Source organism: Burkholderia sp. MSMB1588 (genome assembly GCF_001546925.1).
In the GTDB taxonomy this organism is placed as follows: Bacteria; Pseudomonadota; Gammaproteobacteria; order Burkholderiales; family Burkholderiaceae; genus Burkholderia; species Burkholderia humptydooensis.
This window is the reverse complement of record NZ_LNJS01000001.1, coordinates 2,878,574-2,903,245: the sequence shown is the minus strand read 5'-3', so window position 1 is coordinate 2,903,245 and position 24,672 is coordinate 2,878,574. Positions and strand designations below refer to the sequence as shown.

The following is a 24,672-nucleotide window of genomic DNA, read 5'->3' as shown; positions in this document are numbered from 1 at the left end:
AGTGCAAAAAGATCGGGGCGAGCGCCGCGGATGCGGCGGGCGGCGGCGCTTTTCCCCGTTTAGTGAACAGCGCCTTGCAGTTCGGCCGCGGCGTCCGACTGCGCGCGGATGCGCAGCGCGAACGCGAAGCTGGCGGCCAGCGCGGCGAACGCCGCGCCGCATGCGAACGCGGCGTGATAGCCGCCGTTGAGCGCGACGGGCAGCGCCGCGTGCGCGGCGACGAGCGCGTCGGTGCGCGCGGACGCGACGCTCGCGAGCACCGCGAGGCCGAGCGCGCCGCCCATCATGAACGACGTGTTGACGATGCCCGACGCGAGCCCCGAATCGCTAGGCGCGACGTCGCTCATCGCGGCGAGCAGCACCGGATTGAACGCGACGCCCGCGCCGACGCCGACGAGCATCATGCCCGGCAGCACGTGCGCGGCGAAGCCGCCGTCGGCGGGCGCGCGCGCGAAGAGGGCCAGGCCGACGGCCGCGACGACGAGGCCGGCGCCGATCGCGCGGCGGATGCCGAAGCGCATCACGATCTTCGCGGACAGGCCGAGCGAGAACGCGGCCATGATCAGGTTCGTGGGCAGAAACGCGAGGCCGACCTGGAGCGGGCCGTAGCCGAGCACGCGCTGCATGTAGAGCGCGGAGAGGAAGAACCATGCGAACATCGCGGCTGCCCACAGCACGCCGATCGTGTTCGCAACCGCGACGTTGCGCTGCGTGGCGAGCGCGAGCGGCATCAGCGGATGCGCGACGCGCGTCTCGATCGCGATGAACGCGGCGAGCAGCGCGGCCGCGCCCGCGAGCGTCGCGACCGTCTGCGTCGACAGCCAGCCGGCTTCATTGCCGTTGACGATGCCGTAGACGGCGAGCATCAGCGAAGCGGTCACGACGATCGCGCCCGCGACGTCGAGCCGCGCGTCGGCCGCCTGCGCGCGCACCTTCGGCAGCAGCGCGGCGGACAGCGCATAGGCGGCGACGCCGATCGGCAGATTGACGAGGAAGATCCAGTGCCAACTGAGCATGCTCGTGAGGACGCCGCCGAGCAGCACGCCGAGGCTGCCGCCGCCCGCGCAGACGAAGCTGTAGACGCCCATCGCCTTCGCGCGCTCGCCCGGCTCGGTGAAGAGATTCATGATGAGCGACAGCGCGACGGCCGACACGACCGCGCCGCCGAGCCCCTGCACCGCGCGCGCGGCGATCAGCACGAACTGCGTCTGCGCGAGCCCGCAGGCGAGCGACGCGAGCGTGAAGAGCGTGAGACCGGCGAGGAACATCCGGCGCTGGCCGTACAGGTCGCCGAGCCGGCCGCCTAGCAGCAGGCAGCCGCCGAATGTCAGCATGTAGGCGTTCACGATCCAGACGAGCGCGGTTTCGGTGAAGTGCAGATCCGCGCCGATCGATGGCAGCGCGACGTTGACGATCGTCGAGTCGAGCACGATCATCAGCACGCCGAGACAGAGAACGACGAGCGCATACCAGCGCTTCGGGCCGTGCAGGCCGTGGGTCATCGGGAATGCCTCCGAAGGGTGGGAGGCAGCATTGTAAGCGTGTCGTGAGCCGTCTTCCTGCCGGTTGCTGACAGGCGCCTCGTTCGTGCGCGGGCCGCGGCGGCGCGCGGCCCGCATGCGGCGCGGCGCTTACCGCCGGAACGTGTCGACGGCGGTGCGGCCGACCGCGGGATCGTCGGTGAAGAAACCGTCGATGCCCGCGCGCAGATACGCCTGGATCTCGCGCACCGATCCCGCCGTGTTGCGCGCGCCCGGCGCGCCGCCGTCCTTCACCGACGCCGGCAGGAAGTTGTTCTCCGGCCGGAACGTATACGGATGCACGACGAGCCCCGCCTCGTGCGCGAAGCGCACGTAATGCGTCGGCTGCTGCAGCGCGCCGTCCGGGCCGACCGGGATGATCGACGTCTTGTACGGCCCGACGCCGTTCGCATACGTCGCGATCTCGCGCATCCCGCTTTGCGTCGACAGGTCGCCGTAGGTGCGCGCGTCGCCCGCTTTCACGAAGTCGTACGGCCGCTGCTTCGGCTCGTCCATCAGTTGCACGAGTTTCCAGTTCGGCTGGCTCGCGCCGATCCGCGCACGAATCGCCTTCAGGTTCGCGACTTCGAACGACTGGATGTAGACAGTCGCGTCGCGCGCGGTGTACGGGTTCTTGCGCAGCGCGTCGACGAGGCGGTCCTCGAGCGGCAGGCCGAGCGACTGGAAGTAGGTCGGGTGCTTCGTCTCCGGATAGAGGTAGATCGTGCGGCCGACCTGCGCGGACATCTGCTTCGCGAGCGCGACGATCTCGTCGAACGTCGGGATCTCGAACTGATCGTCGTACGTGGTGTTCGCCGGGCGGATCTGCGGGATGCGCTCGCGCGCGCGCAGCGTCTTCAGCTCGGCGAGCGTGAAGTCCTCGGTGAACCAGCCGGTGAGCTGCGCGCCGTCGATCGTCTTCGTCGTCTTGCGGCTCGCGAACTGCGGCAGCGCCGACACGTTCGTCGTGCCCGAGATCTCGTTCTCGTGGCGCGCGACGAGCACGCCGTCGCGCGTTGCGACGAGGTCCGGCTCGATCACGTCCGCGCCGTCCTCGATCGCCTTGCGGTAGGACGCGAGCGTATGCTCGGGGCGCAGCGCGCTCGCGCCGCGATGGCCGACCACCTGCACCTTCGCGGAGATCGGCTGCGTGTAGTCGGGGTCGTCGCCGCCGCAGGCAGCGAGCGCGAGCGCAGCCGCGCACGCGAGCGCGAGCGCGACCGGGGAGAAAGCGAACGAGCGCTTGAAGAACATGTCGTCGATCCTGTGAAACGAAAACGAGCCAGGGAAAAAGGGGGGCGTCGGCGCGGACGGAATGCGATCGTCGCAGCGGATGATTACATATGTATTACTTATTGCTGTCTATTTTTGTACGCCGCGCTGACGGCGTCGTGTCGGGTGCCGCAAGCCCGTCGCCGGCCGTGCGTCAGCGCTCGACGATCGCGACGATGCCGAGCGCGATGAAGAGCGCGCCCGCGAGATAGCGCCCGACCGTCATCGCCGCGCCGCCCGGCGCCGCGCGCTTGCGCAGCGGATGCGCGAGCGCGATGCAGGTCAGATCGGCGAGCGAGAACAGCAGGTTCGCGCCCGCGCCGAGCAGGAAGAGCTGCCAGCCGACGTTGAGCGAAGCGGACGGGTCGACGAACTGCAACAGGAACGACAGATAGAACAGCGCCGATTTCGGATTCGACGCCTCGATGAGCGCGCTCGACGAGATCACGTTCTTCGGCGCGGCGGACGGCGCGCCGTCGTCGCCGGCGGCGGCGCGCGTGCGGATACGCTGGATGCCGAGCCAGATCAGATAGCCGCTGCCCGCAATGCGCAGCGCGTGATAGAGCCACGGCGACGTGTCGAGCACGACGACCGCGCCGATCGCGACCGCGCAAATCTGGAAGAGCGCGCCGAGATGGATGCCGAGCGCCGAGAGCACGCCCGCGCGACGGCCGTGCTGCAACGTCAGCGAGACGGTTTGCAGCAGCGCCGGGCCCGGAATGAAGCCGAAGCCGACGCACGTCGCGATGAAGGCGAGAGTGGGGTTGACCGTCATGGGGAATCGCTCGTCGAGTAAACGCGGGGCCGGCCGTCGCCCATGCGCGCCGGGCCGAAGCGGCCGACGCGCGTTCCGGCGGCGCGCGGACGTTTGCGGAAACGGACAGGCGTCACGCGGCATGCATGGCGCGCGGCGCAATCCGCAGACGAAACGGCCGTCCGGATGAGCTTAAAGCACGGCCGCGGTGTCGGGCAATCGAAAGATGGCGGCGGGGGCGCGTGCGGCGCGAAGAAGCGCGCACAAGAAGGCACGAAGAAGGCGCGAGCCGTCGCTCAGATCTTCTTGTAGAAGAACGTCGTCGCACACGGCGCGCCGTCGGGCATCAGCGCGTAATCCGGCACGACGCCGACGCGCTGCCATCCCGCGCGTTCGTAGAGCCGCTCGGCGTCGCCGCCCGTCACGGTGTCGAGCACGAGGACGGTCTTGCCGGCCGCGCGCGCGGCGTCGTCGAGCGCGGCAAGCAGCCGCTGCGCGACGCCGCGCCGCCGCGCGTCGCGATGCACGAGCATCTTCGCGACGTCGGCGCGATGCGGCTGGTTTTCGGGCAGGCGCGTGATCATCTGGACGGTGCCGACGATGCGGCCGTCGGCGTGTTCGGCGACGAACAGCGTGCGCTCGCCGCGCGCGACGCCATTGGCGACGTCGCGCCAGAACGCGCGCGCCTTGTCTCGCGCGAGCGGCGCCATGAAGCTCACCGACGCGCCACCGTCGACGCAATCGATCAGCACGTCGGACAGCGCGTCGACGCATGCGGCCGCTTCGTTCGGGCCGATGCATCGCACGTCGATTGCATCGCTCAATCGATTCTCCCGGTACGGACGGCGTTCGCCGCGGCGAGCGCGACGATGTAGCGCGCGGCCTTGCGGCCCGGATTGAAAAAGATGGCCGGGCGATCGAGACGCATCGCGAGACAGTCGCCGGCCGCGACATGCCACGTCTCGTCGCCGCTCGCGATGTCCATCTCGCCCTCGAGCATCCAGATCTGCTGATGGAAGTCGGCGTTGCGCTCGCCGCTGTCGTACGCGACGCGCTCGCCCGGCGGAAACCTCACTTCGACGAGTTGCAGCGGCGAGGGCGCCGCGGGCGACAGGCTGCGACGCACGTAGCCCGACGCCGGATCTTTCCAGACCGGCTGCTCGGCCGCGCGACTGAGCGGCGACGCGGCGTGCGCGGCGCGATCGTCCTCGAACAGCGACGCGAGCGACACGCCGAGCGCGTTCGCGAGCCGCTCGAGCACGACGGCCGTCGGGCTGCTCTGCGCGCGTTCGATGAGCGAGATGTTCGAGCGGCTCACCTTGCTGCGCTCGGCGAGCGCGTCGAGCGAGTAGCCGCGAAGATCCCGAAGGGCGCGCACACGGCGCGCGATCAGTTGGTTGACATCCATGCGCTCCAGTATATTGGAATAAAATCCAGAATACTAGACTATGGTCGGGAAGACGAACACGAGGCCTGTGCGGTGGTTCGATGCGCTGACGCTGGCTTACTTCGCGTCCTCGATGCGAATCGTTCCCTTCAGATGCTGGAACTCGCCGTTGCGGTGCGCGATGTTCGTGTAGACGACGCCGTTCTCGAAATCTTCGACGTGCACGACGTTGTCGCCGCTCTTCGGCTCGTGCCAATGGACCATGAACACTTGCGGTCGGATCTGCGTCGCCTCGTATTCGACTGTGTCGGTTGCGCCCTGGTACTGGCCGGACGTGCCGACGAACGTCATCGTGTGGTCGTCCTTGAAGTCGAGGCGAAAGCCGATGTCGCCGAACTGCACGAGCGCCTTCTTGCCCGCGGCGGGGAACGCGGACGCCGCGCCGACGCCGACGGGCCACTGCATCTCGCCCTTGATGACCTTCGCGCTCATTTCGAGCGACGCCACGTCGGCGAGATTCGGATAGCGCGCCTTCATCGCGGCAATCAGTTCTCCGGAATTTTTTGCCTTCGCGGCTTCTGTTTCGAATGCGGCCAGGTAGTCGCGCGTGAACTTCACGGACGCGAGCGTGTACGGCTCGCTGCCGTCCGGATTCGCGAGGTAGTGGCCGGGCACGACGCGCAACGGACGCAGCGCCGCGATCCGGTCGAGCGTTCTGATCCAGTTGCGGCGCGACTCCGGCGTCTGCGTATCGGCAATCCACACATGGATGTTCGCCGCGACCGGTATGCCGCCGACGACCGCATGCGCGGACGGGATCGACACGAAGGTGCGGTCGGGCGACGGACCGCCGAGGCCGACGACGCGCAGTTCGTGGCCGTCGAGCGTGAGCCTGTCGCCGCCAAGCGGCTGCGGCACGACGAGCGCGCGCGGCGCGTTGTCCTTCAGGATCGGCCCCCAGTACGCGAGCTTGTCGTCCTTGGTCGCCTTGATCGCGGCGACCGTCTGCGGCGTCGCGACGATCTTCGCGTCCGGGAACGCGGCCTTGATCGTGTCGAGGCCGAAGTAGTAGTCCGGATCGCTGTGGCTGACATAGACGAGCTTGAGCGGCTTGCCGGTCGCCTTGATCCTGTTGACGAGCGCTTCGGCGTCGTTGCGCTGGAACTGTGCGTCGATGAGGATCGTGCCGGTCCTGCCCGTGACGATCTCGGACGAGACGGGAAAGAGGCTCTTTTCGCCGGGGTTGTAGACGTCGATCTGAAGCGGCGCGCCGGCGCCGGCCGCGTGCGCGGAGATCGCGCCGAGCATCGGGGCGGCTGCGGCGGCGAGCGCCACGAGAGAGCGTAAGAACATGAAGGATTCCCTGAGAAGTCTTGGTGTCGTATGGGCGACGCGAGCAGGCGATGCAGCGTCGTCGAAGCAGGACGGTGTCGTCGGAACGGTTTCTGGGCGCTCACCTCGCTGTAAGAAAGTTAGTAAAACGAATCGATGGATCGACGCGAAACCGATGATGTCGTCGATCACCGCGAAAGCCTTGCAGCGTGCGTCGATATACGTTGCGGCGCGGAAACGGGCCGTCGTGCAAACGGTGCTAGTATCTACGCCGCGGGTAGTTACCGGAAGAAACTATAGACTGGATGGCAACGATGCGAAAGAACGCACCCGATGGTGAGCAGATTACCGAGAGGAAACCCTCGCTGCTCGACGCGCCGAGCAAGGGCAACGTGTACGCGTCGGAATGCCCGACGCGGCTCGTGCTCGATCGCATTGCGGATAAATGGACCGTCCTGATCCTCGCGCTGCTGTCGCACGAGCCGCTGCGCTTCAACACGCTGCTGCGGCATATCGAAGGCCTGTCGCAGAAGGTGCTGTCGCAAACGCTCAAGCGGCTCGAGCGAGATGGGCTCGTCACGCGCACCGTATACGCGACGGTGCCGGTGTCTGTCGAATATGCGTTGACGCCGCTCGGCCACACGCTCGCGCGCTCGATCTCGCCGATCATCGTGTGGGCGGAAACGCACATCGACGCCGTGCTCGATGCGCGCACGGCCTACGACGCTCAGCAGGATCACGCGAGCGCCTGAGCGATCGCAGGCGTTCGGCGCATCGGCATCAGCGTTGCGGAAAATCGAGAAAAATAAATATCGCGGCGCTGTGATTTTCATTTCCGCCGGACGCTTTTCAAACGAATCGAATCATCGCCATTGTTTCCTCTGTCGTGCGAAACGAGAGAAAAGTGCGGAAAGGGTTGCCTTGGTGCGCTGCGTCATTCATCATGCTGACGAGAAAGCGATGCGAAAGCTGTTCGATCGGAATTTGACATGATCTGGTACGATGTTTGAAAAAACGTTGAGAGCATTGAACGGTCGAGGTTTGTCGTGGCCCGAATGTTTGGAACCATGTGTCGGTTTACATGGCCGATTCATCGGATCATAGTCATGGCAAATAAAGCAGCACGATAACTACGAGCGTACTTACGGAGACTGAGGATGATACGCACATACGAGGGGGCGGCGGAGCCGCTGTATTTTCAAATTCCCGTTCGGGAAGTCGTCGCACGCATTGCTTTCCTGCGCAATCGCATCGCCAATTAGCCGTCGATTTTCATTCAATTTTCCGCTTGAGGGCGCCGCATTGCCATGCCGCGCCGCGAATCGGCGCGCGCATTGAATTCCGCGTGCCGGATCAGCACTGTTCGCGCTTGCGGCCAGGCGTCGCGAATTGCCGCGTCGCCGACGGCGACACCGAAATACCAACCAGCCGGCGGGTGATCACGCTACGCCGGACGAGACCGGATTCGATCAAAAAGGAGGGGTGATGCTTTGCATTCCTAATCTTCGCGCAGCCGTGCTGTCCTGTGTGGTTGCCGCGATGCCGTTCGTCGCCGGCTGCGGCGGCGGGGACGATCCCGGCCCGATTCAGGTCGGGCAGTGCTCGGGAGGCTCGTGTCCGCCGAGCGGGCCGAGCACGACGCCGCCGACGGTGACGAAGCTGTGTCCCGACGCGCTCGATTACTCGACGACGTACACGGGCGGCTCGGGTAGCGGCGAATACGTGAAGGTCAAGTTCGATACGGCGAAGAAGACTTACCAGATGCAGTTCGTCGCATCGTCGGTGCCGACGTCGGCGGGGCAGATCAACAACACGCGCACCGGCCTCGCGATCAGCGGCACGTTCCACAACGCGACCGGGCTGCCGACCGCCGAGCAGAATCGCTGTGCGTTCGTGCTCGACAACGGCGCGACGAGCGACGGCACGTACTCGGTGACGATCAACCGCGCCGATCCGCCGATGCTGTTCGTCGGCATGGGCGTCGTGGGCGGCGGGATTCCGGGCGCGACGGTCGCGTTCCCGGGCCTCGAACTGTTCCCGGGGTTCACGATCGGCGCGGTGCCGTCGCGCACGTTCGATTTCTATCCGTTCATCGGCTTTACGGACACCGAAACGGACTTCACGAAAGTGGCGGGCGTGTACAACGAAGTCGGCGTGCATCTTCAGCCGACGGGCACGTCGTTCCAGACGGTGGCGCCGCAAGGCTGGCAGCCGGATGTCGTGAACTGGACGCAGACGCTCAACGCGGACGGCTCGTGCACGATCACGCCGGGCAGCGACTATTCGTGCCGCACGACGGGCACCCCGTGGACGCTGCGCAAGAACGCGGACGGCACGTCCGACAACGTGTTCGTGAGCCATCCGCAGCCGAACCAGCCGTATCCGTCCGCCGGGCAAGGGCAACCGCTCGTGATCGTGACGCCGAGCCAGGCGCAGGGCGTGATGATCGTCGGCAGGCTCAATGGCCAGCTCGTGCCCGTCGTCATTCGCGTCGGCTACGCGAACGTCGACTCGGGCAATCCGCTCGGATCGGTCGCGGACGCGGAGATCGGCATCTCGGTGCTCGCGCCCGCCACGCCGGTCGCGGCGAATTCGCTGCAAGGCGGCTACATCGGCGCGACGAGCGCGGTCGCGTGCGGCGTCGTGAGCTTCGGCGGCACCTCGACAGCCCCCGCCAACAGCGGTTCCGCGTTCGACAACACGGTGCCTCATCCCGAATTGCCCGGCACGTATCGAGACGGCTTCTTCTATCCGTCCGCCGGCAATTGCACGGATGGCTCGGCCGTGTCGACGCTCGCGGCGAACTATACGTCGACGCTGTTCCAGGGCGCGACCGCCGCGTTCCTGGACCCGATGACGTCGTCGGTGAGCGCGCAGTTCTCGGTGGACTACACACAGACGACGCCCGGCAAGATCAAGGTGACGGCGACGCGCGACTTCGACGCGCAAGGCAGCGCGGGCACGGTCGCGATCTTCAGGAAGGGAGATTACGGCTGGCTCATCAAGGTCGGCAACGTCTACGGGATGGTCGTCAACAACAGCCAGTACAACCCGTTCTTCACGGTCGGCGCTTTCGTTCAGTAACGCATGACTTCGCGGCGGCCGGCGCGCCGCCGCGGACTTCAAAATATCGAGGATTCCTATGTATTGGAGAAAATCGCTGGCTGCCGCCGTATTGGCTTCCGTCCTGAGCGCCTGCGGCGGCGGTGACGATCCGCCGCCCGCGCCCGTCGTCCGGCTGTGCCCGAAGACGATCGACTACAACACCGTGTTTACGGGCGGCTCCGGCTCGGGCGAGCTGGTTCGCGTGCAGCTCGACACGACGAAGATGACGTTCCAGATCACGTATCTCGCGTCGCCGGTGCCGGCGACGACGGGCACCGTGCAGCCGACCCGAGATACGCCGCCGAACAACATCGTGACGGGAACGCTGACGGACGAGACGGGCCTGCCGACCGAGAAGCTCAACCAGTGCACGTTCCGGCTGAACAACGCGAGCCTCGATCCGAACCGCCCGGCGCGCGTGTTCCTCGGCGAGGGCGTGCTGGGCGGCGCGATTCCCGGCGCGACGATTCAATTCGGCGGCGTGATCGGCGTCGGGCAGATTCCGAAGACGACGTTCCCGTACTATCCGTTCATCAGCTTCTCCGATCAGGAGACCGATCTTTCGAAGATCGCGGGCAACTACAACCAGCTCGGCTATCACCAGGTGCCGTCGCAGAACTTCGCGCAGGCGGCCGTCGACGCGAAGGTCACGATCAATGCGGACGGCACGTACGTCGAGACCGACAACTTCGGCAAGAAGAACGGCGGCCAGCCGCTCGCGTCGAGCGCGATCGTCAATCAGAAGCTGACGCTGCGCGCCGACGCGCCCGTGTTCCAGTCGCTCAACTATCAGCCGCAGATTCCGCCGACGCTCGCTTCGCTCGATCCTTCGAAGGCGGGCAAGGGCATCCTGATCGTCGGCAAGCTGCGCGATCAACTGGTGCCGGTCTTCATTCGCACCGGCGCGGCGAATGGCGATCTGACGCAAGGCGCGCCCGTCGCGGACGACGAATCGGGGATCTCGATCCTGAGCCCGCAGAAGACGCTCGCATTGGGCTCGCAAGACGGCGAGTACACGGGCGTCGACAGCCTGCTCGATTACCGCGCCACCGCGCTCGTCGGCGCGCAGGCGACGCTGCTCGATCCGTTCCATGCGTCGCAGGTCGCGCTCACGCGCTCGCTCAATCTCGACTACACGCAGGCCGTGCCGGGCGTCGTGACGACAGTCCAGACCAGTGCGGCGTCGGGGCCGCCCACCGGCAAGTTTGTCTTCACGGGCGGCGTATTCGGCTTTCTCGACATGAGCGATGTCAACAACCCGTACTTCACGGTGGGCGCGTTCGTGCAATAAGCCTCGCGCAAGACAGGAGACACACGGCGATGCGCGGCCCGCGGGCGCGCATCGCGCGATCGAAGTATCAGGAGACCTCATGAAGAAGCTGATTGCCGCGTGCGTCGTTGCCGGTGCATCGACGGGCGCTTTCGCACAGCAGGCGGGCGACTTGGTCGCGACGCTCGGCTGGCTCCACGTGATGCCGCAGGATTCGACCAACGGCCTCACCACCAACGTCGTGAACTCGCCGATCAACGGGCCGCTGCGGCTGCCCGGCTCGTTCACGTCGCCGGGCACGAGTCTCACGGTCAACAATGCGGACACGGTGGGCCTCACGTTCACGTATTTCTTCACCGATCACATCGCGGTGACGTCCGTGCTCGGGATTCCGCCGGAATTCGCGTTGACGGGGCACGGCGTGATCAGGCCGCCCGGTCCGTCGGGCTCGCTCGGCAACGTCGATCTCGGCAATCCGGCGAATCAGCCCGCCGTGAAGAATGCGCGGCAATGGAGCCCGACGGTCATCCTGAACTACTACTTCAATTCGCCGACCGCGAAGTTCCGGCCGTTCGTCGGCATCGGCGTCGCGTATAGCTGGTTCTCGAACATCGAGCTCAACGGAAATTTTGCCAAGGACATCAACGACAACCTCGGCAGCGTGCTCGCCGCGGGCGCCGGCAAGCCGGGGCCGACGTCGGTCGAGGGGAAGGCCTCGTCGTCGTTCACGCCGGTCTACAACATCGGCGCGAGCTACGCGTTCGCGAAAAGCTGGGCGCTGACGGCGACGCTGTCGTACATGCCGCTCAAGACGTACTCGTCGCTCGTCATCAAGGCCGCCGACGGCACGACGCTCGCAACGACGCGCACGAAACTGAAGGCCGATCCGCTCATCACGTTCGTGGGGATTTCCTACAAGTTCTGAGCCGCGGGCGCGCGGCGCCGGCGCCCGGGCTTCCTTGTGACCGAGCGGACCGAGGTTCGTCAGCCGCAACGTCACGCCACTGGCGGCAAGCCGCCATTCGTCAAGTGAGGCAGACCCATGCGTAACCGTAAATTTGTTCCGTTCGTTGTCGCGCTGGCATTCGCAGCGGCCGCAGCTACGCCCGCACTCGCCGTCACCGTGTCCCGCGCCGACGGGCAGCCGATGAACCCGAACGGCGAGCCGTTCTCGGCGACGTCGGCGCCCTACGAAACAATGCTGTCGAAGGGGGCGATCAGCGCGAACTGTGTCGCGACGTTCAACGGCACAATCACGCCCGCAGGCATCGTCAACATCACGTCGACGACGTTTACCGGCACCAACAGCCTGTGCAGCCTCATCAAGGGCAGCGCAAGCGGCCTGAATCCGTGGACGGGCCAGGCCGACAGCGCAACACAACTGACGATCAACAACGTGCAGGTCAACGTGTCGCTGCTCGGCCAGTGCGGCCCGAGCAAGGTCGTGACGGCGTGGAGCGATACGAACTCGTCGCTCACCTTCAGCAATGCGGCGCTGGCGCCGGACTGCAAGGTCACGGGGACGGTCGTGACGTCGCCGAAGTTCCACGTCCAGTAATTCGTCACGGTTTCGGCATAGGGCGGCTCGTCGATCATGAGCCGCCCGCGTGCATCGCGCGAACGCGGCTGCCAGGAGCCGCCGCGTTCGCAAGACGACGAGTGACGGGAAAGTCGCCTGACGCGAGGGCAGCCGCACATGCCGTTGTGCCGGCATGTGCGGCCTGGCGAGCATCGCGATCGCGCTGGAGGGGCAAGCGCGTCGCGCATGCGTGCACGGGGCGCACGCTGGTATGCGAGACGAGCATGAAGGCGAGGGGACCGTCGTGCCGATGCTTCGGAGCCCGATCGAGTGCAAGGCGGGCGCGAGTCGGCCGTTGTCGAAAAGAATGGGGCGACGCGTTCGAGCATCGACACGCCGCGCGGGACCGAGCCTTCGACGCATGGGCGAGGGCGGCGCGCGCGACGTGCAGCGACAGTTGCCGTCGCCCGAGTGCGGACACGATCCGCATCGCTATTTCTCGGATGACCCATGCCTGACAGTCATAATCATCGCGTCGACGCCGAAGGCCCGTCGCTCGGCAGCTTGCGCACGGCAGCATGGCTTCGGCATCTCCTCGATCATGCGGAGCGTTTCGCATCCGCTGCGGCGGCAAGCTGCGAAGCGCGCGTCGCGACTGCCGCGTGCAACACGCTCGCGAGAGCGGACGCGAATGCGCGGCGCGGGCCGACGGCCGACGCCGATCTCCTGAACGAACTGCTCGCGGCGCTGCGGGGCGACGGCACATCCGCCGACACGGCGCTCGCCGCCGAATATGGCGCATTGGCGCGCACGCCGACGAAACGGCTGCTTGCGGCCGTCGACCGCTACCTGCCGGGTTCGAAGGCCGTGTTCGACGGCGCGTATGGCGTCGCCGACGCACTCGGCTACGACGATCCCGAAGTCGGCTGGGCCGCGCTCGATTCGATCGAGCTTGGCATCGGGCGCGCGTTCGCGGCGGATGGCGAAGCCGCGGACGATGCGATGCGCGGCATCGTCAGCTTCGACGGGCCGGCGGCGGGGCGGGTGATCGACCGGGCGATCGCACGCATGTGGGGCGCGCACGAGAGGCGTGTCGACGCGTTGGCAGCGTTGGCCGCGTTTTCGGCGACGCTCGCGACGAATGCGACGGTCACCGTCGATGCATACGGCGGCGAGCACAACGGCGTCGCCGCCGCGATTCTTCGCGAGCGCCGGGACCTTGCGTCGACGGAAGGGCTGCTCGCCGCGCTTGCCGTTTGCCGGCTCGAGCGTCTGACGGGCGCGGGCAGCTTCTGGGCGTATTACCTGCTCGCGGGCGTGATGATCGCGGCGCCGCAGGCCGTTGCTTCGATCGCCGCGCGGTTTCATCGCGACGCGCTGAGCGCCTGGCTCGACATGCTGCTCGCGTCGCCCGCGCGCAGCGGGATCGGCGAGGCGGGCGAGGCCGCGCTGGCGCGCTTGGCCGCGTCGATGAGCTTCACGTCGCAGCACAATCCGATCGTTCACACGAGGCGCAGATCGATGCGCTGAACGGCGCGAGCCGCGCGCGCGGCGCGGCTCGCGCCGTTTTGCTCAGATCGACAGGCAGATCTTGCCGAAGTGCTTGCCGGCGGCCTGGTGGCTGAAGGCGTCGGCGATGTCGTCGAGCGCGTACGCGCGATCGATGACCGGCTTGATGCCGGTCGCGTCGATTGCGCGCACCATGTCGATCTGATGCCGGCGGCTGCCGACGATCAGGCCTTGCAGGTTCTGCTGGCGGGCCATCAGCGCGACGGTCGGCACGGGGCCGGCAATGCCGGTCAGCACGCCGATCAGCGCGATATGGCCGCCGATCCGGCATGCCTGGATCGATTGCGGGAGCGTGTCGGGGCCGCCCACTTCGATCACGTGGTCGACGCCGCGCCCGCTCGTTTGTTCGAGCACCTTCGCCGCCCAGTTTGCGTCGCGACGATAGTTGACGACGTGATCCGCGCCGAGCGCACGCGCCCGCTCCAGCTTCTCGTCCGACGACGACGTGGCGATCACGGTCGCGCCCATGCGTTTCGCGAACTGCAGCGCGAAGATCGACACGCCGCCCGTGCCGAGCACGAGCACGCTGTCTCCCGCCTTCAAGCCTCCGTCGACGACGAGTGCGCGCCAGGCGGTGAGGCCCGCTGTCGTCAGCGTCGCGGCTTCTTCGTGCGTGTAGCCATTCGGCGCGTGCGTGAACCAGTGCGCGGGGCGCACGACCGCCTCGCGCGCGTAGCCGTCGACGCCATCGCCCGGCACCGTCGTGAAGTCCGCGGTGGTCGGCCCGCCGTCGAGCCATTGCGGGAAGAAGGTCGACACGACAGCATCGCCGGGCGCGAACTCCGTGACGCCTTCGCCGATCGCTTCGACGACGCCCGCGCCGTCCGACATCGGAATGCGTTTGTCGGCAGTGCTCAGCCTGCCCGTGACGACGCCGAGGTCGTGATAGTTGAGCGAGCTCGCGTGAATGCGAACGCGGATTTCTCCCGAGGCGGGCGCGCCCGGATCGGCGAGCGTCACGCGTTCGAGATGCTCGAGGCCGGCGGGCTGGCGCAACATGACGGCTTTCATCAATTCGACTCCTGTGAGTGGCGGGCGCATCGCGCGGTGTGCGAACGATGCGCCCGGAACGGCCGGGTGGGGGCGGCCGGCGGGGGATGAGCAAATTGTCCGCATGTACTTCTTTCGATGCAAGAACGTACAATTAAAGCCGGTACTATCAATTTTGTAGGTATATGCGCGATGCGACCGAAGCGTTTCGACAGCAAGAGCGGGTGTTCCGTCGAGGTGACCCTTTCCGTCATCGGTGGATTGTGGAAGCCCGTGATCCTGTTTCATCTCTTGAAGGAGAAGAAGCGCTTCATGGAGCTCACGCGGCTGATGCCGAACACGACGCAGCGAATGCTGACGCTGCAATTGCGTGAGCTCGAGGCGGACGGGATCGTCGTGCGCCACGTCTACCCGCAGGTGCCGCCGAAGGTCGAATACGAACTGACGCCGTTCGGCAAGACGCTCGCGCCCGTGCTGATCAGCTTGCGCGAATGGGGCGATGCGTATCGGACACATCAGTTGGCCGCGGGTTCGACCGAGTCGGCGCGCGACGCGGCGACCTGCGACGCACCGGCTCGGCCACGCAAACGCACGGCCGGCGCGATGAAGGCCGCGTAGCGCGCCGATGGGCGCGGATCGGCCAGGCGCGCCTTCGCCTGATTTTTCAGGCCCGGATGCGGGATCGACGTCCACGGCAAGCACGTCGCGGGCGCTCATCTGGACGCCGGTCGAGATCTTCGGCGCGGGCTTTTCCCTTCTCGTCTTTGGAAGCGTGGATCGCCGTGCCAGATACCGACGAAGATGTCCGCTTCATGAACAGCCACGAGTTCATTCGATCTTTTTTTGCGCGAACGCGCATGATCCGAAAAATTTTCGGATCGACATTTCCTATTCATTTAAAACGGAATTTTGTGAAATTTTGGAAGGAATGCTTGCGCAGGATATGAGGATTTGTATTTCTATATGACAGGTAATAGCCGATGCTGTCCCGCTGCGTAGCGCATACGGGATGGGCGTTCAAGTCTGATGAACGCTGACCGGTCCCCTTGGGGGAAGGTTATGGAAGTGCGTTGACTCGCGCGACGTGTCGGCCGCTCTTCAGCGATCGTCGTGCTGAGGGGGCAGACAGGTTCGATGTGAGGTATCGGCAAAATTTTTATTGAATTTTCATTGGATTTTTATGGAATTTATGCATGCGTATTTCAACGGGATATTTGAACGTAGAGTGTAACGGAATGGAATGCGATGTTACGTTACGGCCTGCGTAACGGCGGCATCGGCTCAGGTCAACTATTCTGTTTGTGCGATGCATCGAGCAATTAAATTCGTCCTGATATTGTTTTCCTGATGGAAATAGTGCGCGATCGATCCGGCGCACATGCTGGCATGCTCCGTGCGATGACCTCGGCGCCGTAACGACGGCGGTACCTATCCACACGAGGTCACATATGAAACAAAACTTCAGGTTGACGAGCATTGCACTGTCCGCTGCGGTCGCATTTGGGGTCGCGGCTGCGACGCCGGCTGTCGCAGGCGGGTTGGACACGCTTCCGATTTCCGCTTCGGTGGCCGACCTTGGCGGTGCCGGTTGGGGCGGCGCGACGTTGGCGCTTGCCGGCGGAGCGCAACATGGATCGATCCATGCGAGCGCGCTTGGTTCGGCCGATGCCTCGATCAGCAACGGCGCACTCGACAACCTTGCTGGCGCGCTCGCGAACGCGGCGAGCCACAATCCGATTCAGGGTGTGGCGAGCGGCGCGGTCGGCACGCTAACGAATTTGGCGAGCAACAACCCGCTGCCGGGTGCGCTGAACAACGCGGTGAGCACGCTGCAAAACGCGGCGGCGAACAATCCGCTGTCTGGTGTCGCGAACACCGTGGTCGGCACGCTGACGAATCTCGCGAACAGCAACCCGGTGCCGGGTGCATTGAACAACGCGGTGAGCACGCTGCAAGGCGCGGTAGAGAACAACCCGCTGTCGGGCGTCGCGAACACCGTGGTCGGCACGCTGACGAATCTCGCGAACAGCAACCCGGTGCCGGGCGCATTGAACAACGCGGTGGGCACGCTGCAAAACGCGGCGGCGAACAACCCGCTGCCGGGCGCGCTGAGCAACGCGACTGGCGCATTGGCCGGCGCGGCCAGCAATGGCTCGGGCGCACTGGCGGGGGCCGCAAGCAACGTGGCTGGCGCGATCTCGGGGGCGGTGAGCAGCAATCCGCTGCCGGGCGTCGTGAACAACGTGGTCGGCACGCTCGCGAACGCGATCGGCGGCAATCCGATCACGCCGATCACGAGCGTCGTGAGCGGCCTGACGAGCGCACTTCCCGTCGCGAACCCGACGGCCACGTTGACGGGAGCGGTGAGCAACGTCGCGGGCACGCTCACGAGGGCTGCGAACGGTAATCCGGTCACGGGCGCGGTCGGCGGCCTCGTGAGCGCGCTGCCCGTCGCCAATCCGGCCGGCGCCCTGACGAGCACGGCGAACAACGCGGCAGGCGCGATTGCAACGGTCGCGGGCAGCAACCCGGCTGCCGCGATTGGCGGCGCTGTCGGCGGCATCGCGGGCGCGTTGACGGGCGCGGCCGGCACCGGCGTCGCGACGGGCTCGCAACTCGGAAGCGTCGGCTCCGCGCTGATGGGCTCGGGCGCGGCCTCGGCAGGCAAGGTCCTGACGTCGGGCAGCAATGCGTTCGGCAGCACGGCCGCGTCGACCGGCTCGCTGTTGTCGACGGGCGCCGCCGCCGCGAGCACGGTCGTCAACTCGGTGGGCTCGTCGGTCGGCACGGTGGTGGCGTCGCTGCCGAACCTGAGCGTGTCATCGTCGAAGTCGACGGCTGCGGCGTCGAATCCGCTTGCGCCGGTTTCCTCGGCGATCGCGACGCTCGCCGGCGCGCTGCCGAAGTAATGGCGCGCGGCGCGCCCCGGCCCGGTAGCGGGGCGCGCTCATCGTGGCCGGCCGGAAGACGAAGCAGGGCGGCATGGCGGCGACGCCATGCCGCCTTGTCGTTGTGCGCCCAGCATGGGCGCACTCCTGCGGGTGCAAGTCCCGCCATAAGCTGGTCGCGGCGAATGAAGTGAAGCGCAACTGCATGAGGGCGACCAAGTGTGGGGAGGAAGCGTGGATCGCAAATCGCGAGCCGATGAACAAGAACTGCATGGAAGGCGCCGCCGAGCAGGGATGGCGGGGTGGTCAGTGAGCGATACGAGGGCACACCGCAAGGTGGCCCACTCTCGCCGCTGCTGACCAATGTGTTGCCGGGTGTTGCTGGACGAGGTGGATCGAGCGTTGGGCAGACGCGGTGCCCCGGCTCTCGTAACCTCAACTGCTCGAACCGCCCGGTGCGGACCCGCATGCCGGGTGGTGGGAGGGGATCGGTCAGATCAACTGACCGCCCCTATCCCGATTCCACATCACGTCCGTCGTCTGGCCGACGATGCGGGCAAGGCCGCGACGCCAGCTTGCCGGCGCCGTTCCAGGCGCGTCAAGAAGGGGCGAACGACTGGCAGGGCTTCCGCATGAAGGCCCCCATGAATCAAGGCTGAGAGCGGAAAAGGTTGTTGTAAACATTTGGCGTCTCAGGTTTACTCTCGATTTTTGCCGGACGAGAGATGCCAACGATCATGGACGCGTTTGCCGAACTGCGAGACCCGCGCTGCCGCGCCTGCCGTTATCCGCTGGAGGAAGTCCTGTTTGCGGCGCTGTGCGCGGTGCTGTGCGGCGTGGAGGACTGGGAAACGATGACACTGTGGGGCCGCACGCAGCTTGCTTGGCTGCGTAGCCATCTGGCGTATGAGAACGGCGTGCCGTCGCCCGATACGTTCCGGCGGGTATTCGGCGCGCTCAGTGCGAAAGCGTTTGAGCGCTGCTTCATCGACTGGGTCGGGCAACTGTGTCCGGCGCTGGCTGGCCAGCATGTGGCGATTGACGGCAAGGCGGTGCGCGGCAACCGTAGCGGCACGCATGCGGCGCTGCATTTGGTGTCGGCATGGTGCTCGAACAACGGCTTGAGCCTCGGGCAAGTGAGCACGGTCGATAAGAGCAATGAGATCACGGCGATCCCGGAATTGCTGGCCGCGCTCGATCTGCAGGGCGCGACGATAACGATCGACGCGATCGGCACGCAGCACGAGATCGCACGCACGATCGTGGAGGCCGGGGCCGACTACGTTCTGGCGGTCAAGGACAATCAGCCGCGACTGGCCGAAGGCGTGCGCCAGTGGTTTGCGGCTGCCCAGGACGGCAAGCTCGAAAGCTCGTACTGGGAGCACACCGAACATGACAAAGGCCACGGGCGGCTGGAGACCCGGGTTTGCCGGGTCAGCGATGATGTGGCGTGGCTGAGCGGGACAGGACAGCACTGGGCGGGTCTCCAGCGGCTGGTGATGCTCGAGCGCACACGCCAGATTGGCGAGAAAGTGACGACCGAGCGCTGTTACTACATCAGCTCGAAAGCGGTGAAAGCAACTGAGATGGCTCCGATCATCCGTGCTCATTGGGGCATCGAAAACCAACTGCACTGGGTCCTCGATGTCTCGTGGGGCGAGGATGCCAGCCTGATCCGCGACACCCTGGCCGCCCGCAACATGGCCAGTCTGCGCAAGATCACACTCAATCTCGCCCGGCTGGCTCAGAGTCGGCAGCCCAAGAAGGTGAGCCTGAAGAACATCCGTAACCTCGCCGCATGGGATACCGCTATGCGTGACTCCATCCTCGGCCTTGCCTGACATGCCTCTTCATGCGGAAGCCCTGGAACGACTGGAGTCCGGACTTGGACGTAAGGATTATGTATGCGATGATCATCCGCTCGGCGCCGGGTCGATCCGGGCGTGGAGTCGGCTTCGGTCTTGCTCCGGGAAAGACGCGCGTTCCTTCGTCCGGTATTCGCCAGGATTGCGTCGTGTCTTGACAAGTCATTGTTTCGATTGGATTTTTTGCTGATCGTTAGCGGCCTCTTCCGAGCGTTTCCCGCACATTTCGCGGTGCCGAAATTGTGGGGGGGCGCTCAATCTGAGCATTGATAAGCAAGGGGTGAAAGTGGCCGAAGCCCGCGTCGCACGGGCCGCTCGGCCATTTCGTGGGCTTTCGAGAAAATCCGAAAAACTATGCAAAAACCGAGCGGATTTTGCAAAAAAACCGAGCAGGCCTGCACGGAAGTGAGCGGATCGTGATCAGAGCGGCGGTATCACGTCGATTTGATATGACAGGGACAAATAACCTGTGAAAAACGACGGTACTAGCCTGCGGCGAGGGTTAAAGCATCACTAATCGCCTTGGTGTCGATCTTACCCGTGGCGACGAATGATCGATAGAGGAGGGCAATTGCGGCAGCTTTCTTCGCGGAAGAAATATCCTGTCCTGACTCCCGGAGAGTGTTTTCAACGCCTTCGAGAACGGCTTGGAGCGTCGTTTGTGACAACTCGTCACGCTTTGCAAGGGCGTCACTGACGATTCGTGAGACCAACTCATACGTTGCGACTGGGTCGGACTCGGACCGCTGCCATCCAGTCTCGTTACGCTCGTGTTCCTCAGCAGTTTTTACCGCTAGCTCGACCTGTTGATGGTCTAAGCCGAGGCGTTCCGTAATGTGGTTTAGGACCGTACGAAGTGCCATGGTGGCGATCATATCGCTGGTCGTGCGTTCTCCCAGCACTACGTACCACACGTCCACCCCAAGCCGTCCCGCCGCCTCGAGATAGGCGGCGTCAGGTGTCCGCTCGCCCGCTTCATAGGTGTATTGCGCAGTCTTGCCGATACCACAGGCCGCAGCAAATTTCGCTTGGCTAAGCCCCAACCGCTCCCGTTCTTCACGCAGACGCTCGTGTTGAGTGTTTCTCTTTTCTGACATAGGACCTGTTGACATGTATCGCGAACGCGAGTAAGTTCGCAAATGCGATACATGTTCGCGTTTGCGATATTCAATCTTAACAGGTGACATATGACGGTGAAACTCAAGACACGGGAGGAAGTGCTGGCCGACTTCAGCCGAAAGGGGGTCAGTGTATCGAGCTGGGCGAAAAGACACGGCCTCAACCCTGCCGTTGTGCATGCGGTTCTAAAGGGGACGCGGCAGGCAAGGATCGGGCAAAGCCATAAGGCTGCGGTCTTACTCGGCTTGAAAGAGGGGGAAATTGCCGACGACGTATGCGACACCTTCGACAGCAAAGGTGTCGCGCCTTCGCGGTCGCTGGCTGAGCGCCGCGACACCCATAAAACCCATGACGAATAAAGGCGAGAACGTGATCGGCAAAGGCGAGCGTGAATGGATCACGACGCGTGAAGCTGTCGCGCTTTTGGGCGTCGGTAAGGATGCAGTGATTCGTCGTATCAAGTCCGGCGAGCTTGACGCGGAGACGATTCGCGCGAACGGTGGCGAACAGTTCCGCATTCGCTTCGACAGCCTTCCTGCCACCGCGAAGGCACGCTATTACGTCGAACGATACAGGCTGGATCGCGACGAGCCAATCTCGACGGAGTCGCGGGCCAAGTCCAACGATTGCGCTACCGAGACATGGCGGAGGTTTGAGGACGCGTCCGACAGACTGAAAGCGCGCGCCGAACGAAACCTTGTCGCGGTTCTCTCGTGGTTCGAAGCGCTTGCAGCAGGGAAAAGCCGCATGGCAGCGTATGCCGACATTCAACGGGAGCACGGCATAGGTCGGATGGCGCTCAACCGCTGGTTGAAGGAAATCGACGGGCAACCGCGTGAACACTGGCTTGCGCTCGTTTGCCCGGACTACCGAATCGACAACGCAAAGAAAGCCGAGTGGTCGCCGGCAGCGTGGGAGTTCTTTTTGCGCGCTGCAATGGCACCGGGTGCGAAGGTTCGTACCGCATGGCGTCGCACGCAAGAGGCGGGTGCGTCCCTTGATTGGTCGATTCCGTCATATGACACGGCGAAGCGCGACTTTCTCCGAGTGCCGGAAGACGTCCGGACTCTGCTCAAGAGCGGTGGGACGGCCCTCAAGGCGCTGTCACCGACGCAGCGTCGCGATTACACCTCGCTCAGTTTGCACGAACTATGGTGCCTTGATGGTCGCCGGATTGACCTGATGGTGCGCGACGACGATGGAAGTCTCGGCGTCAAGGGGCGCGTGTTGCGTCCGTACGTGCTCGGCATTCAAGAGGTTCGTACGCGCGTCATTCTCGGCTACGCCATTTCCGCATCGCTCGACGCCGACGTTGTTAGACAGGCATTTCTCAGCGCAATGACTCGCACCAATCGAATCATCCCGCGCGGAATGTTGATGGACAACGGTATGGAGAACGCCGCGAAGGAAATTTCCGGCGGCGCGCCGTGGCGACAGCGCGGGAAGGTGAAAGACGACGAGATCATCGGCCTCTTTCCCATGCTCGGCGTTCAAATCACGTGGGCGATGACCGCACACGGCCAGTCCAAACCAATCGAGCGTGCATTCGGCACGATCAAAGATCGGACGGAGCCGCGCCCGGAATTTCAGGGTGCGTATTGCGGCCACAAGCCCGATGCGCGGCCGGAAGAGTGGGATGCACGTAAGGCGGTGCCGCTTTCCCTTTTTCGCAAGGTATTTGCCGACGAGGTAGACGCGTATCACCGGACTCCGCATCGGGGCCAAGGCATGGAAAAGCGCAGCCCTATGCAGGTATATGGCGAGTTGAGCCGCGAGGGCAGCACGGTTGCGCGGCGGATAACCGAAGCACAGGCACGTTTGTGCGCTTACTCCGCAGTGCCGGTCACGCTGAACCGTCGCGACCATTCGTTCACGATCCTCGGGAATCGCTACTGGTCGGAAAAACTGGCCGCGTTGCCGGGCGGCAGCGGGTACTACGTGCGTTACAACCCCGACGATCTTACGCAGGCGGTCTATCTGTACAGGGGCGAGAAGCTTATAGCCGAAGCGACGATGACGACGCTCACGCCGTTCCTCGACAAGCGCGCGGCGAAGGAGCATGCGAAGCGACGCGCCGACTACATCAAGAGTGTCAAACAGCAAGCAAAAGCGCTGCATGCGCTTCAGGCCGATCCCGCCGATTGGTTGGGAACCGAGGCCGATCCTGTGACGGGCGAGATTCTACCGATTCCGCAAGTCATCGAAATTGTGAACGCGCGTGCCGATGCGATGCCGCATCCGGACGGCGCAAAGGCTCAAGAGGATGCAGAGATTCAGAGGCTTGTCGATGAAATGGAAGAAACCCTTGCCGCCGAACGCGCACCCAAGCGCGCATTCGGCGGGGCTTAGCAGGGCCATGCGTCGGGCGTTAGCGCGCCCTTGCATGAATCGAGGTAGTTAAACCCCAAGCGAGAGAGGTAAGTGTAAATGACTTTAACGCAGACTAACAGCAGTACGCCCACGGGGACCACTGCGGAGAACGTTCGACCAATCCGGCAGAGCATTTCGGAAAGCTCGGCCCGTGGCCGCGTGTCGGAATTGATCGACGGCGGTATTGGGATGGGCCGGATCGCGGTCGAGGCCGGTGTGTCGAGCGCCGATCTGAAACGGTGGGTGGACGGCGCGAAGGCTGATGCGGTGAACGATGCGGTCGCTGTTTGGCTATCGGATATTGACGACGAAATGCGGGCGCACGCCGATGACTTCACGGAGACGCCAACCGCTCGTCGGATCATGCGAGCGTTCGATCAAGCGCGGCAAGCCAAGGACGATCGCGGCCAGCGCGGAATTGCGTTGATCTATGGTGCGTCCGGCATTGGGAAGTCCAAGACTGCGCGGTATTACGCGAAGCGTGAGAACGCCATGGGGCATGTCGGTTCAACGAACGTGGTGTACGTGCAGCTCGATGGCGAAAACACCACATGGACGGCCGCGCTCAACGCCGTTGTCGGCAGCGCGCGGGGAGCATATGGCCTTGACGCGTATAAAGAGCGGAATCTGCGGCAATGGATTACTCAGCATGTGCCGGAAGGCGGGATGCTGATCTTTGATGAGGCCCAGCTTCTGCCGACGCGACGCCTTGATGAACTTCGCATCTTTCCGGATGAGTGCGGGATCGCCGTTGCGTTCATGGGAAACACGGCTGGTTACAAGGCGTTGGAGTCGGCGAAGATCGCGCAGATCACGTCGCGTGTTGGTGGTGCGCGAGTTGTCGCAGATAAACCGAGCGAAGGCGATGTTGACGCCCTGTTGGAGGCTTGGAATCTGAGAGGGCGAAAGTTGCGCGAGCTGGCAGTCATGATCGGCACGCAGGACGGTGGCTTGCGGTTCCTCGGGGCAACGGTGCAGGCGGCGCGTGTCTACGCGAAGGCCAGTGGTCGTGATATTGACGAGCGCACGTTTAAAGCGGCGGCTGTCAGCGTCGGCGCATGGGGGATTCAGTAATGGCGGGCATTGCGGTGAAAGGAACTCGTCTGTACTTCGCGAAGCCTAGCCAGCTTCTCACCATTCGATTTTTGGTCGGGGCTGCTGGATTTAACGGGATGGACGATCCGGAGTTTCTGAAGATACTCAAGCGCATCGCGAAGGTTGACACGCTTGAGCAACTGTCGGTTGCGCGTGCAGACAGGGTCATCGAAGTGTTGAAAGGACGAATCTAACGGGGCGTGTATGAATAACGGTCAGCAAATCAATCTGAAGGTGGCGCATGTCAATGTCGCCGCGCCGCGCGAGAACTTGGTCAACGCAATTGGGGTGATTATGGGCGAAGCACATGACAGGTCACGGGGCCAGCGTCAGCACGATTTCGATTTCGAGGATGATGTGAATATCGCGACGCGGGCGCTCAAGGCCGTAAGCGGGTTGTGTGTATCCGGTGACAGGCCGGGGAGCTATCACCTTGACCATGTCAAGGGGGATCAGCTTGTCGCCCTGCTGGATCTGATTACGGATCGGCTCGAACGTTCTGCGCGATAGCCGCTATAAGCGGCCTGCTGTTCGGCTGGCACCCTTGGTATCAGATTTCTCCGCGAGGGGCGTTAAACCCCCGTTAAAAACGGTCCTAGCCATATCGGCCGCAAGGT

Annotated in this window: 22 protein-coding genes; 14 read left to right on the top strand and 8 right to left on the bottom strand. The window is 64.5% G+C overall.

Annotation, left to right across the window (positions count from 1 at the left end):
* Positions 1–59 precede the first annotated feature (59 nt).
* The 6 genes from WS92_RS24960 to WS92_RS24930 all read right to left on the bottom strand — a co-directional run bounded on the left by WS92_RS24960 (position 60) and on the right by WS92_RS24930 (position 6,286).
* Entirely contained in the window at positions 60–1,502 is a 1,443-nt protein-coding gene (locus WS92_RS24960) for a DHA2 family efflux MFS transporter permease subunit (protein ID WP_059930862.1), read from the bottom strand.
* A 129-nt stretch (positions 1,503–1,631) separates the two neighbouring features.
* Entirely contained in the window at positions 1,632–2,774 is a 1,143-nt protein-coding gene (locus tag WS92_RS24955) for a glycerophosphodiester phosphodiesterase (protein ID WP_059930860.1), read from the bottom strand.
* A 172-nt stretch (positions 2,775–2,946) separates the two neighbouring features.
* Complete coding sequence (locus tag WS92_RS24950) at positions 2,947–3,567, bottom strand: LysE family translocator (protein WP_059930858.1); 621 nt, start codon at positions 3,565–3,567, stop codon at positions 2,947–2,949.
* Between the two features lie 275 nt (positions 3,568–3,842).
* Complete coding sequence (locus WS92_RS24940; protein ID WP_006025479.1) at positions 3,843–4,370, bottom strand: GNAT family N-acetyltransferase; 528 nt, start codon at positions 4,368–4,370, stop codon at positions 3,843–3,845.
* Positions 4,367–4,954 (bottom strand): helix-turn-helix domain-containing protein, encoded by a 588-nt coding sequence (locus tag WS92_RS24935; protein ID WP_059930856.1) that lies wholly within the window; start codon positions 4,952–4,954, stop codon positions 4,367–4,369. The genes WS92_RS24940 and WS92_RS24935 overlap by 4 nt, the downstream gene beginning before the upstream one ends.
* 96 nt (positions 4,955–5,050) lie before the next feature.
* On the bottom strand, positions 5,051–6,286 hold the full coding sequence (locus WS92_RS24930; protein ID WP_082743614.1) for a MoaF-related domain-containing protein: 1,236 nt from the start codon (positions 6,284–6,286) through the stop codon (positions 5,051–5,053).
* A 284-nt stretch (positions 6,287–6,570) separates the two neighbouring features.
* Here WS92_RS24930 and WS92_RS24925 point away from each other — a divergent pair, with 284 nt between their 5' ends.
* From WS92_RS24925 to WS92_RS24900, 6 genes are all read left to right on the top strand, one after another.
* On the top strand, positions 6,571–7,017 hold the full coding sequence (locus WS92_RS24925) for a winged helix-turn-helix transcriptional regulator (protein ID WP_059930853.1): 447 nt from the start codon (positions 6,571–6,573) through the stop codon (positions 7,015–7,017).
* Between the two features lie 733 nt (positions 7,018–7,750).
* Positions 7,751–9,349 (top strand): DUF2957 domain-containing protein, encoded by a 1,599-nt coding sequence (locus WS92_RS24920; RefSeq protein ID WP_059930851.1) that lies wholly within the window; start codon positions 7,751–7,753, stop codon positions 9,347–9,349.
* A 58-nt stretch (positions 9,350–9,407) separates the two neighbouring features.
* Positions 9,408–10,661: a DUF2957 domain-containing protein gene (locus WS92_RS24915; protein ID WP_059930849.1), complete on the top strand. Its 1,254-nt coding sequence runs from the start codon at positions 9,408–9,410 to the stop codon at positions 10,659–10,661.
* Between the two features lie 79 nt (positions 10,662–10,740).
* Entirely contained in the window at positions 10,741–11,565 is an 825-nt protein-coding gene (locus WS92_RS24910; RefSeq protein WP_006025485.1) for an OmpW/AlkL family protein, read from the top strand.
* Positions 11,566–11,682: 117 nt separating this feature from the next.
* Positions 11,683–12,198 carry a hypothetical protein gene (locus WS92_RS24905; protein ID WP_059930847.1) on the top strand — a complete coding sequence of 172 codons (516 nt, stop codon included), beginning with the start codon at positions 11,683–11,685 and terminating at the stop codon, positions 12,196–12,198.
* 471 nt (positions 12,199–12,669) lie between these two features.
* Complete coding sequence (locus WS92_RS24900) at positions 12,670–13,689, top strand: hypothetical protein (protein WP_015602339.1); 1,020 nt, start codon at positions 12,670–12,672, stop codon at positions 13,687–13,689.
* 42 nt (positions 13,690–13,731) lie between these two features.
* Here the strand turns inward: WS92_RS24900 and WS92_RS24895 are convergent, their stop codons facing one another.
* The gene (locus WS92_RS24895; protein WP_059931124.1) at positions 13,732–14,739 is read right to left on the bottom strand and encodes a zinc-dependent alcohol dehydrogenase family protein; all 1,008 of its coding nucleotides are present in this window, start codon (positions 14,737–14,739) and stop codon (positions 13,732–13,734) included.
* A 171-nt stretch (positions 14,740–14,910) separates the two neighbouring features.
* On the opposite strand from WS92_RS24895, the gene WS92_RS24890 reads away from it, so the two are divergent.
* The 3 genes from WS92_RS24890 to WS92_RS24880 all read left to right on the top strand — a co-directional run bounded on the left by WS92_RS24890 (position 14,911) and on the right by WS92_RS24880 (position 19,447).
* Positions 14,911–15,336 carry a winged helix-turn-helix transcriptional regulator gene (locus tag WS92_RS24890; RefSeq protein WP_015602382.1) on the top strand — a complete coding sequence of 142 codons (426 nt, stop codon included), beginning with the start codon at positions 14,911–14,913 and terminating at the stop codon, positions 15,334–15,336.
* 830 nt (positions 15,337–16,166) lie between these two features.
* Positions 16,167–17,627 carry a beta strand repeat-containing protein gene (locus WS92_RS24885; protein ID WP_059930845.1) on the top strand — a complete coding sequence of 487 codons (1,461 nt, stop codon included), beginning with the start codon at positions 16,167–16,169 and terminating at the stop codon, positions 17,625–17,627.
* A 704-nt stretch (positions 17,628–18,331) separates the two neighbouring features.
* Positions 18,332–19,447, top strand: a complete 1,116-nt coding sequence (locus tag WS92_RS24880; RefSeq protein ID WP_061083882.1) for an ISAs1 family transposase — start codon at positions 18,332–18,334, stop codon at positions 19,445–19,447.
* 509 nt (positions 19,448–19,956) lie between these two features.
* Here WS92_RS24880 and WS92_RS24875 read toward each other — a convergent pair.
* Positions 19,957–20,568, bottom strand: a complete 612-nt coding sequence (locus WS92_RS24875) for a helix-turn-helix domain-containing protein (protein ID WP_059931295.1) — start codon at positions 20,566–20,568, stop codon at positions 19,957–19,959.
* 90 nt (positions 20,569–20,658) lie between these two features.
* Between WS92_RS24875 and WS92_RS24870 the strand changes: the two genes are divergently transcribed.
* The 5 genes from WS92_RS24870 (at position 20,659) to WS92_RS24850 (ending at position 24,565) form a co-directional block, all read left to right on the top strand.
* On the top strand, positions 20,659–20,949 hold the full coding sequence (locus WS92_RS24870) for a DNA-binding protein (protein WP_063533486.1): 291 nt from the start codon (positions 20,659–20,661) through the stop codon (positions 20,947–20,949).
* On the top strand, positions 20,939–22,939 hold the full coding sequence (locus WS92_RS24865; RefSeq protein ID WP_082743655.1) for a transposase domain-containing protein: 2,001 nt from the start codon (positions 20,939–20,941) through the stop codon (positions 22,937–22,939). Before WS92_RS24870 ends, WS92_RS24865 begins: the two co-directional genes overlap by 11 nt.
* Before the next feature lie 180 nt (positions 22,940–23,119).
* Positions 23,120–24,034 carry an AAA family ATPase gene (locus WS92_RS24860; RefSeq protein WP_059931299.1) on the top strand — a complete coding sequence of 305 codons (915 nt, stop codon included), beginning with the start codon at positions 23,120–23,122 and terminating at the stop codon, positions 24,032–24,034.
* Complete coding sequence (locus tag WS92_RS24855) at positions 24,034–24,249, top strand: hypothetical protein (RefSeq protein ID WP_059931301.1); 216 nt, start codon at positions 24,034–24,036, stop codon at positions 24,247–24,249. Before WS92_RS24860 ends, WS92_RS24855 begins: the two co-directional genes overlap by 1 nt.
* 10 nt (positions 24,250–24,259) lie before the next feature.
* Positions 24,260–24,565 (top strand): hypothetical protein, encoded by a 306-nt coding sequence (locus WS92_RS24850; RefSeq protein ID WP_059931303.1) that lies wholly within the window; start codon positions 24,260–24,262, stop codon positions 24,563–24,565.
* The last annotated feature ends 107 nt before the right edge of the window (positions 24,566–24,672 follow it).

Excerpts from the sequence above, each read along its gene's own strand:
- WS92_RS24960 (WP_059930862.1), bottom strand. The coding sequence starts at position 1,502 with ATGACCCACGGCCTGCACGGCCCGAAGCGCTGGTATGCGCTCGTCGTT.
- WS92_RS24955 (WP_059930860.1), bottom strand. The coding sequence starts at position 2,774 with ATGTTCTTCAAGCGCTCGTTCGCTTTCTCCCCGGTCGCGCTCGCGCTC.
- WS92_RS24950 (WP_059930858.1), bottom strand. The coding sequence starts at position 3,567 with ATGACGGTCAACCCCACTCTCGCCTTCATCGCGACGTGCGTCGGCTTC.
- WS92_RS24935 (WP_059930856.1), bottom strand. The coding sequence starts at position 4,954 with ATGGATGTCAACCAACTGATCGCGCGCCGTGTGCGCGCCCTTCGGGAT.
- WS92_RS24930 (WP_082743614.1), bottom strand. The coding sequence starts at position 6,286 with ATGTTCTTACGCTCTCTCGTGGCGCTCGCCGCCGCAGCCGCCCCGATG.
- WS92_RS24925 (WP_059930853.1), top strand. The coding sequence starts at position 6,571 with ATGGCAACGATGCGAAAGAACGCACCCGATGGTGAGCAGATTACCGAG.
- WS92_RS24920 (WP_059930851.1), top strand. The coding sequence starts at position 7,751 with ATGCTTTGCATTCCTAATCTTCGCGCAGCCGTGCTGTCCTGTGTGGTT.
- WS92_RS24915 (WP_059930849.1), top strand. The coding sequence starts at position 9,408 with ATGTATTGGAGAAAATCGCTGGCTGCCGCCGTATTGGCTTCCGTCCTG.
- WS92_RS24910 (WP_006025485.1), top strand. The coding sequence starts at position 10,741 with ATGAAGAAGCTGATTGCCGCGTGCGTCGTTGCCGGTGCATCGACGGGC.
- WS92_RS24905 (WP_059930847.1), top strand. The coding sequence starts at position 11,683 with ATGCGTAACCGTAAATTTGTTCCGTTCGTTGTCGCGCTGGCATTCGCA.
- WS92_RS24900 (WP_015602339.1), top strand. The coding sequence starts at position 12,670 with ATGCCTGACAGTCATAATCATCGCGTCGACGCCGAAGGCCCGTCGCTC.
- WS92_RS24895 (WP_059931124.1), bottom strand. The coding sequence starts at position 14,739 with ATGAAAGCCGTCATGTTGCGCCAGCCCGCCGGCCTCGAGCATCTCGAA.
- WS92_RS24890 (WP_015602382.1), top strand. The coding sequence starts at position 14,911 with ATGCGACCGAAGCGTTTCGACAGCAAGAGCGGGTGTTCCGTCGAGGTG.
- WS92_RS24885 (WP_059930845.1), top strand. The coding sequence starts at position 16,167 with ATGAAACAAAACTTCAGGTTGACGAGCATTGCACTGTCCGCTGCGGTC.
- WS92_RS24880 (WP_061083882.1), top strand. The coding sequence starts at position 18,332 with ATGCCAACGATCATGGACGCGTTTGCCGAACTGCGAGACCCGCGCTGC.
- WS92_RS24875 (WP_059931295.1), bottom strand. The coding sequence starts at position 20,568 with ATGTCAGAAAAGAGAAACACTCAACACGAGCGTCTGCGTGAAGAACGG.
- WS92_RS24870 (WP_063533486.1), top strand. The coding sequence starts at position 20,659 with ATGACGGTGAAACTCAAGACACGGGAGGAAGTGCTGGCCGACTTCAGC.
- WS92_RS24865 (WP_082743655.1), top strand. The coding sequence starts at position 20,939 with ATGACGAATAAAGGCGAGAACGTGATCGGCAAAGGCGAGCGTGAATGG.
- WS92_RS24855 (WP_059931301.1), top strand. The coding sequence starts at position 24,034 with ATGGCGGGCATTGCGGTGAAAGGAACTCGTCTGTACTTCGCGAAGCCT.
- WS92_RS24850 (WP_059931303.1), top strand. The coding sequence starts at position 24,260 with ATGAATAACGGTCAGCAAATCAATCTGAAGGTGGCGCATGTCAATGTC.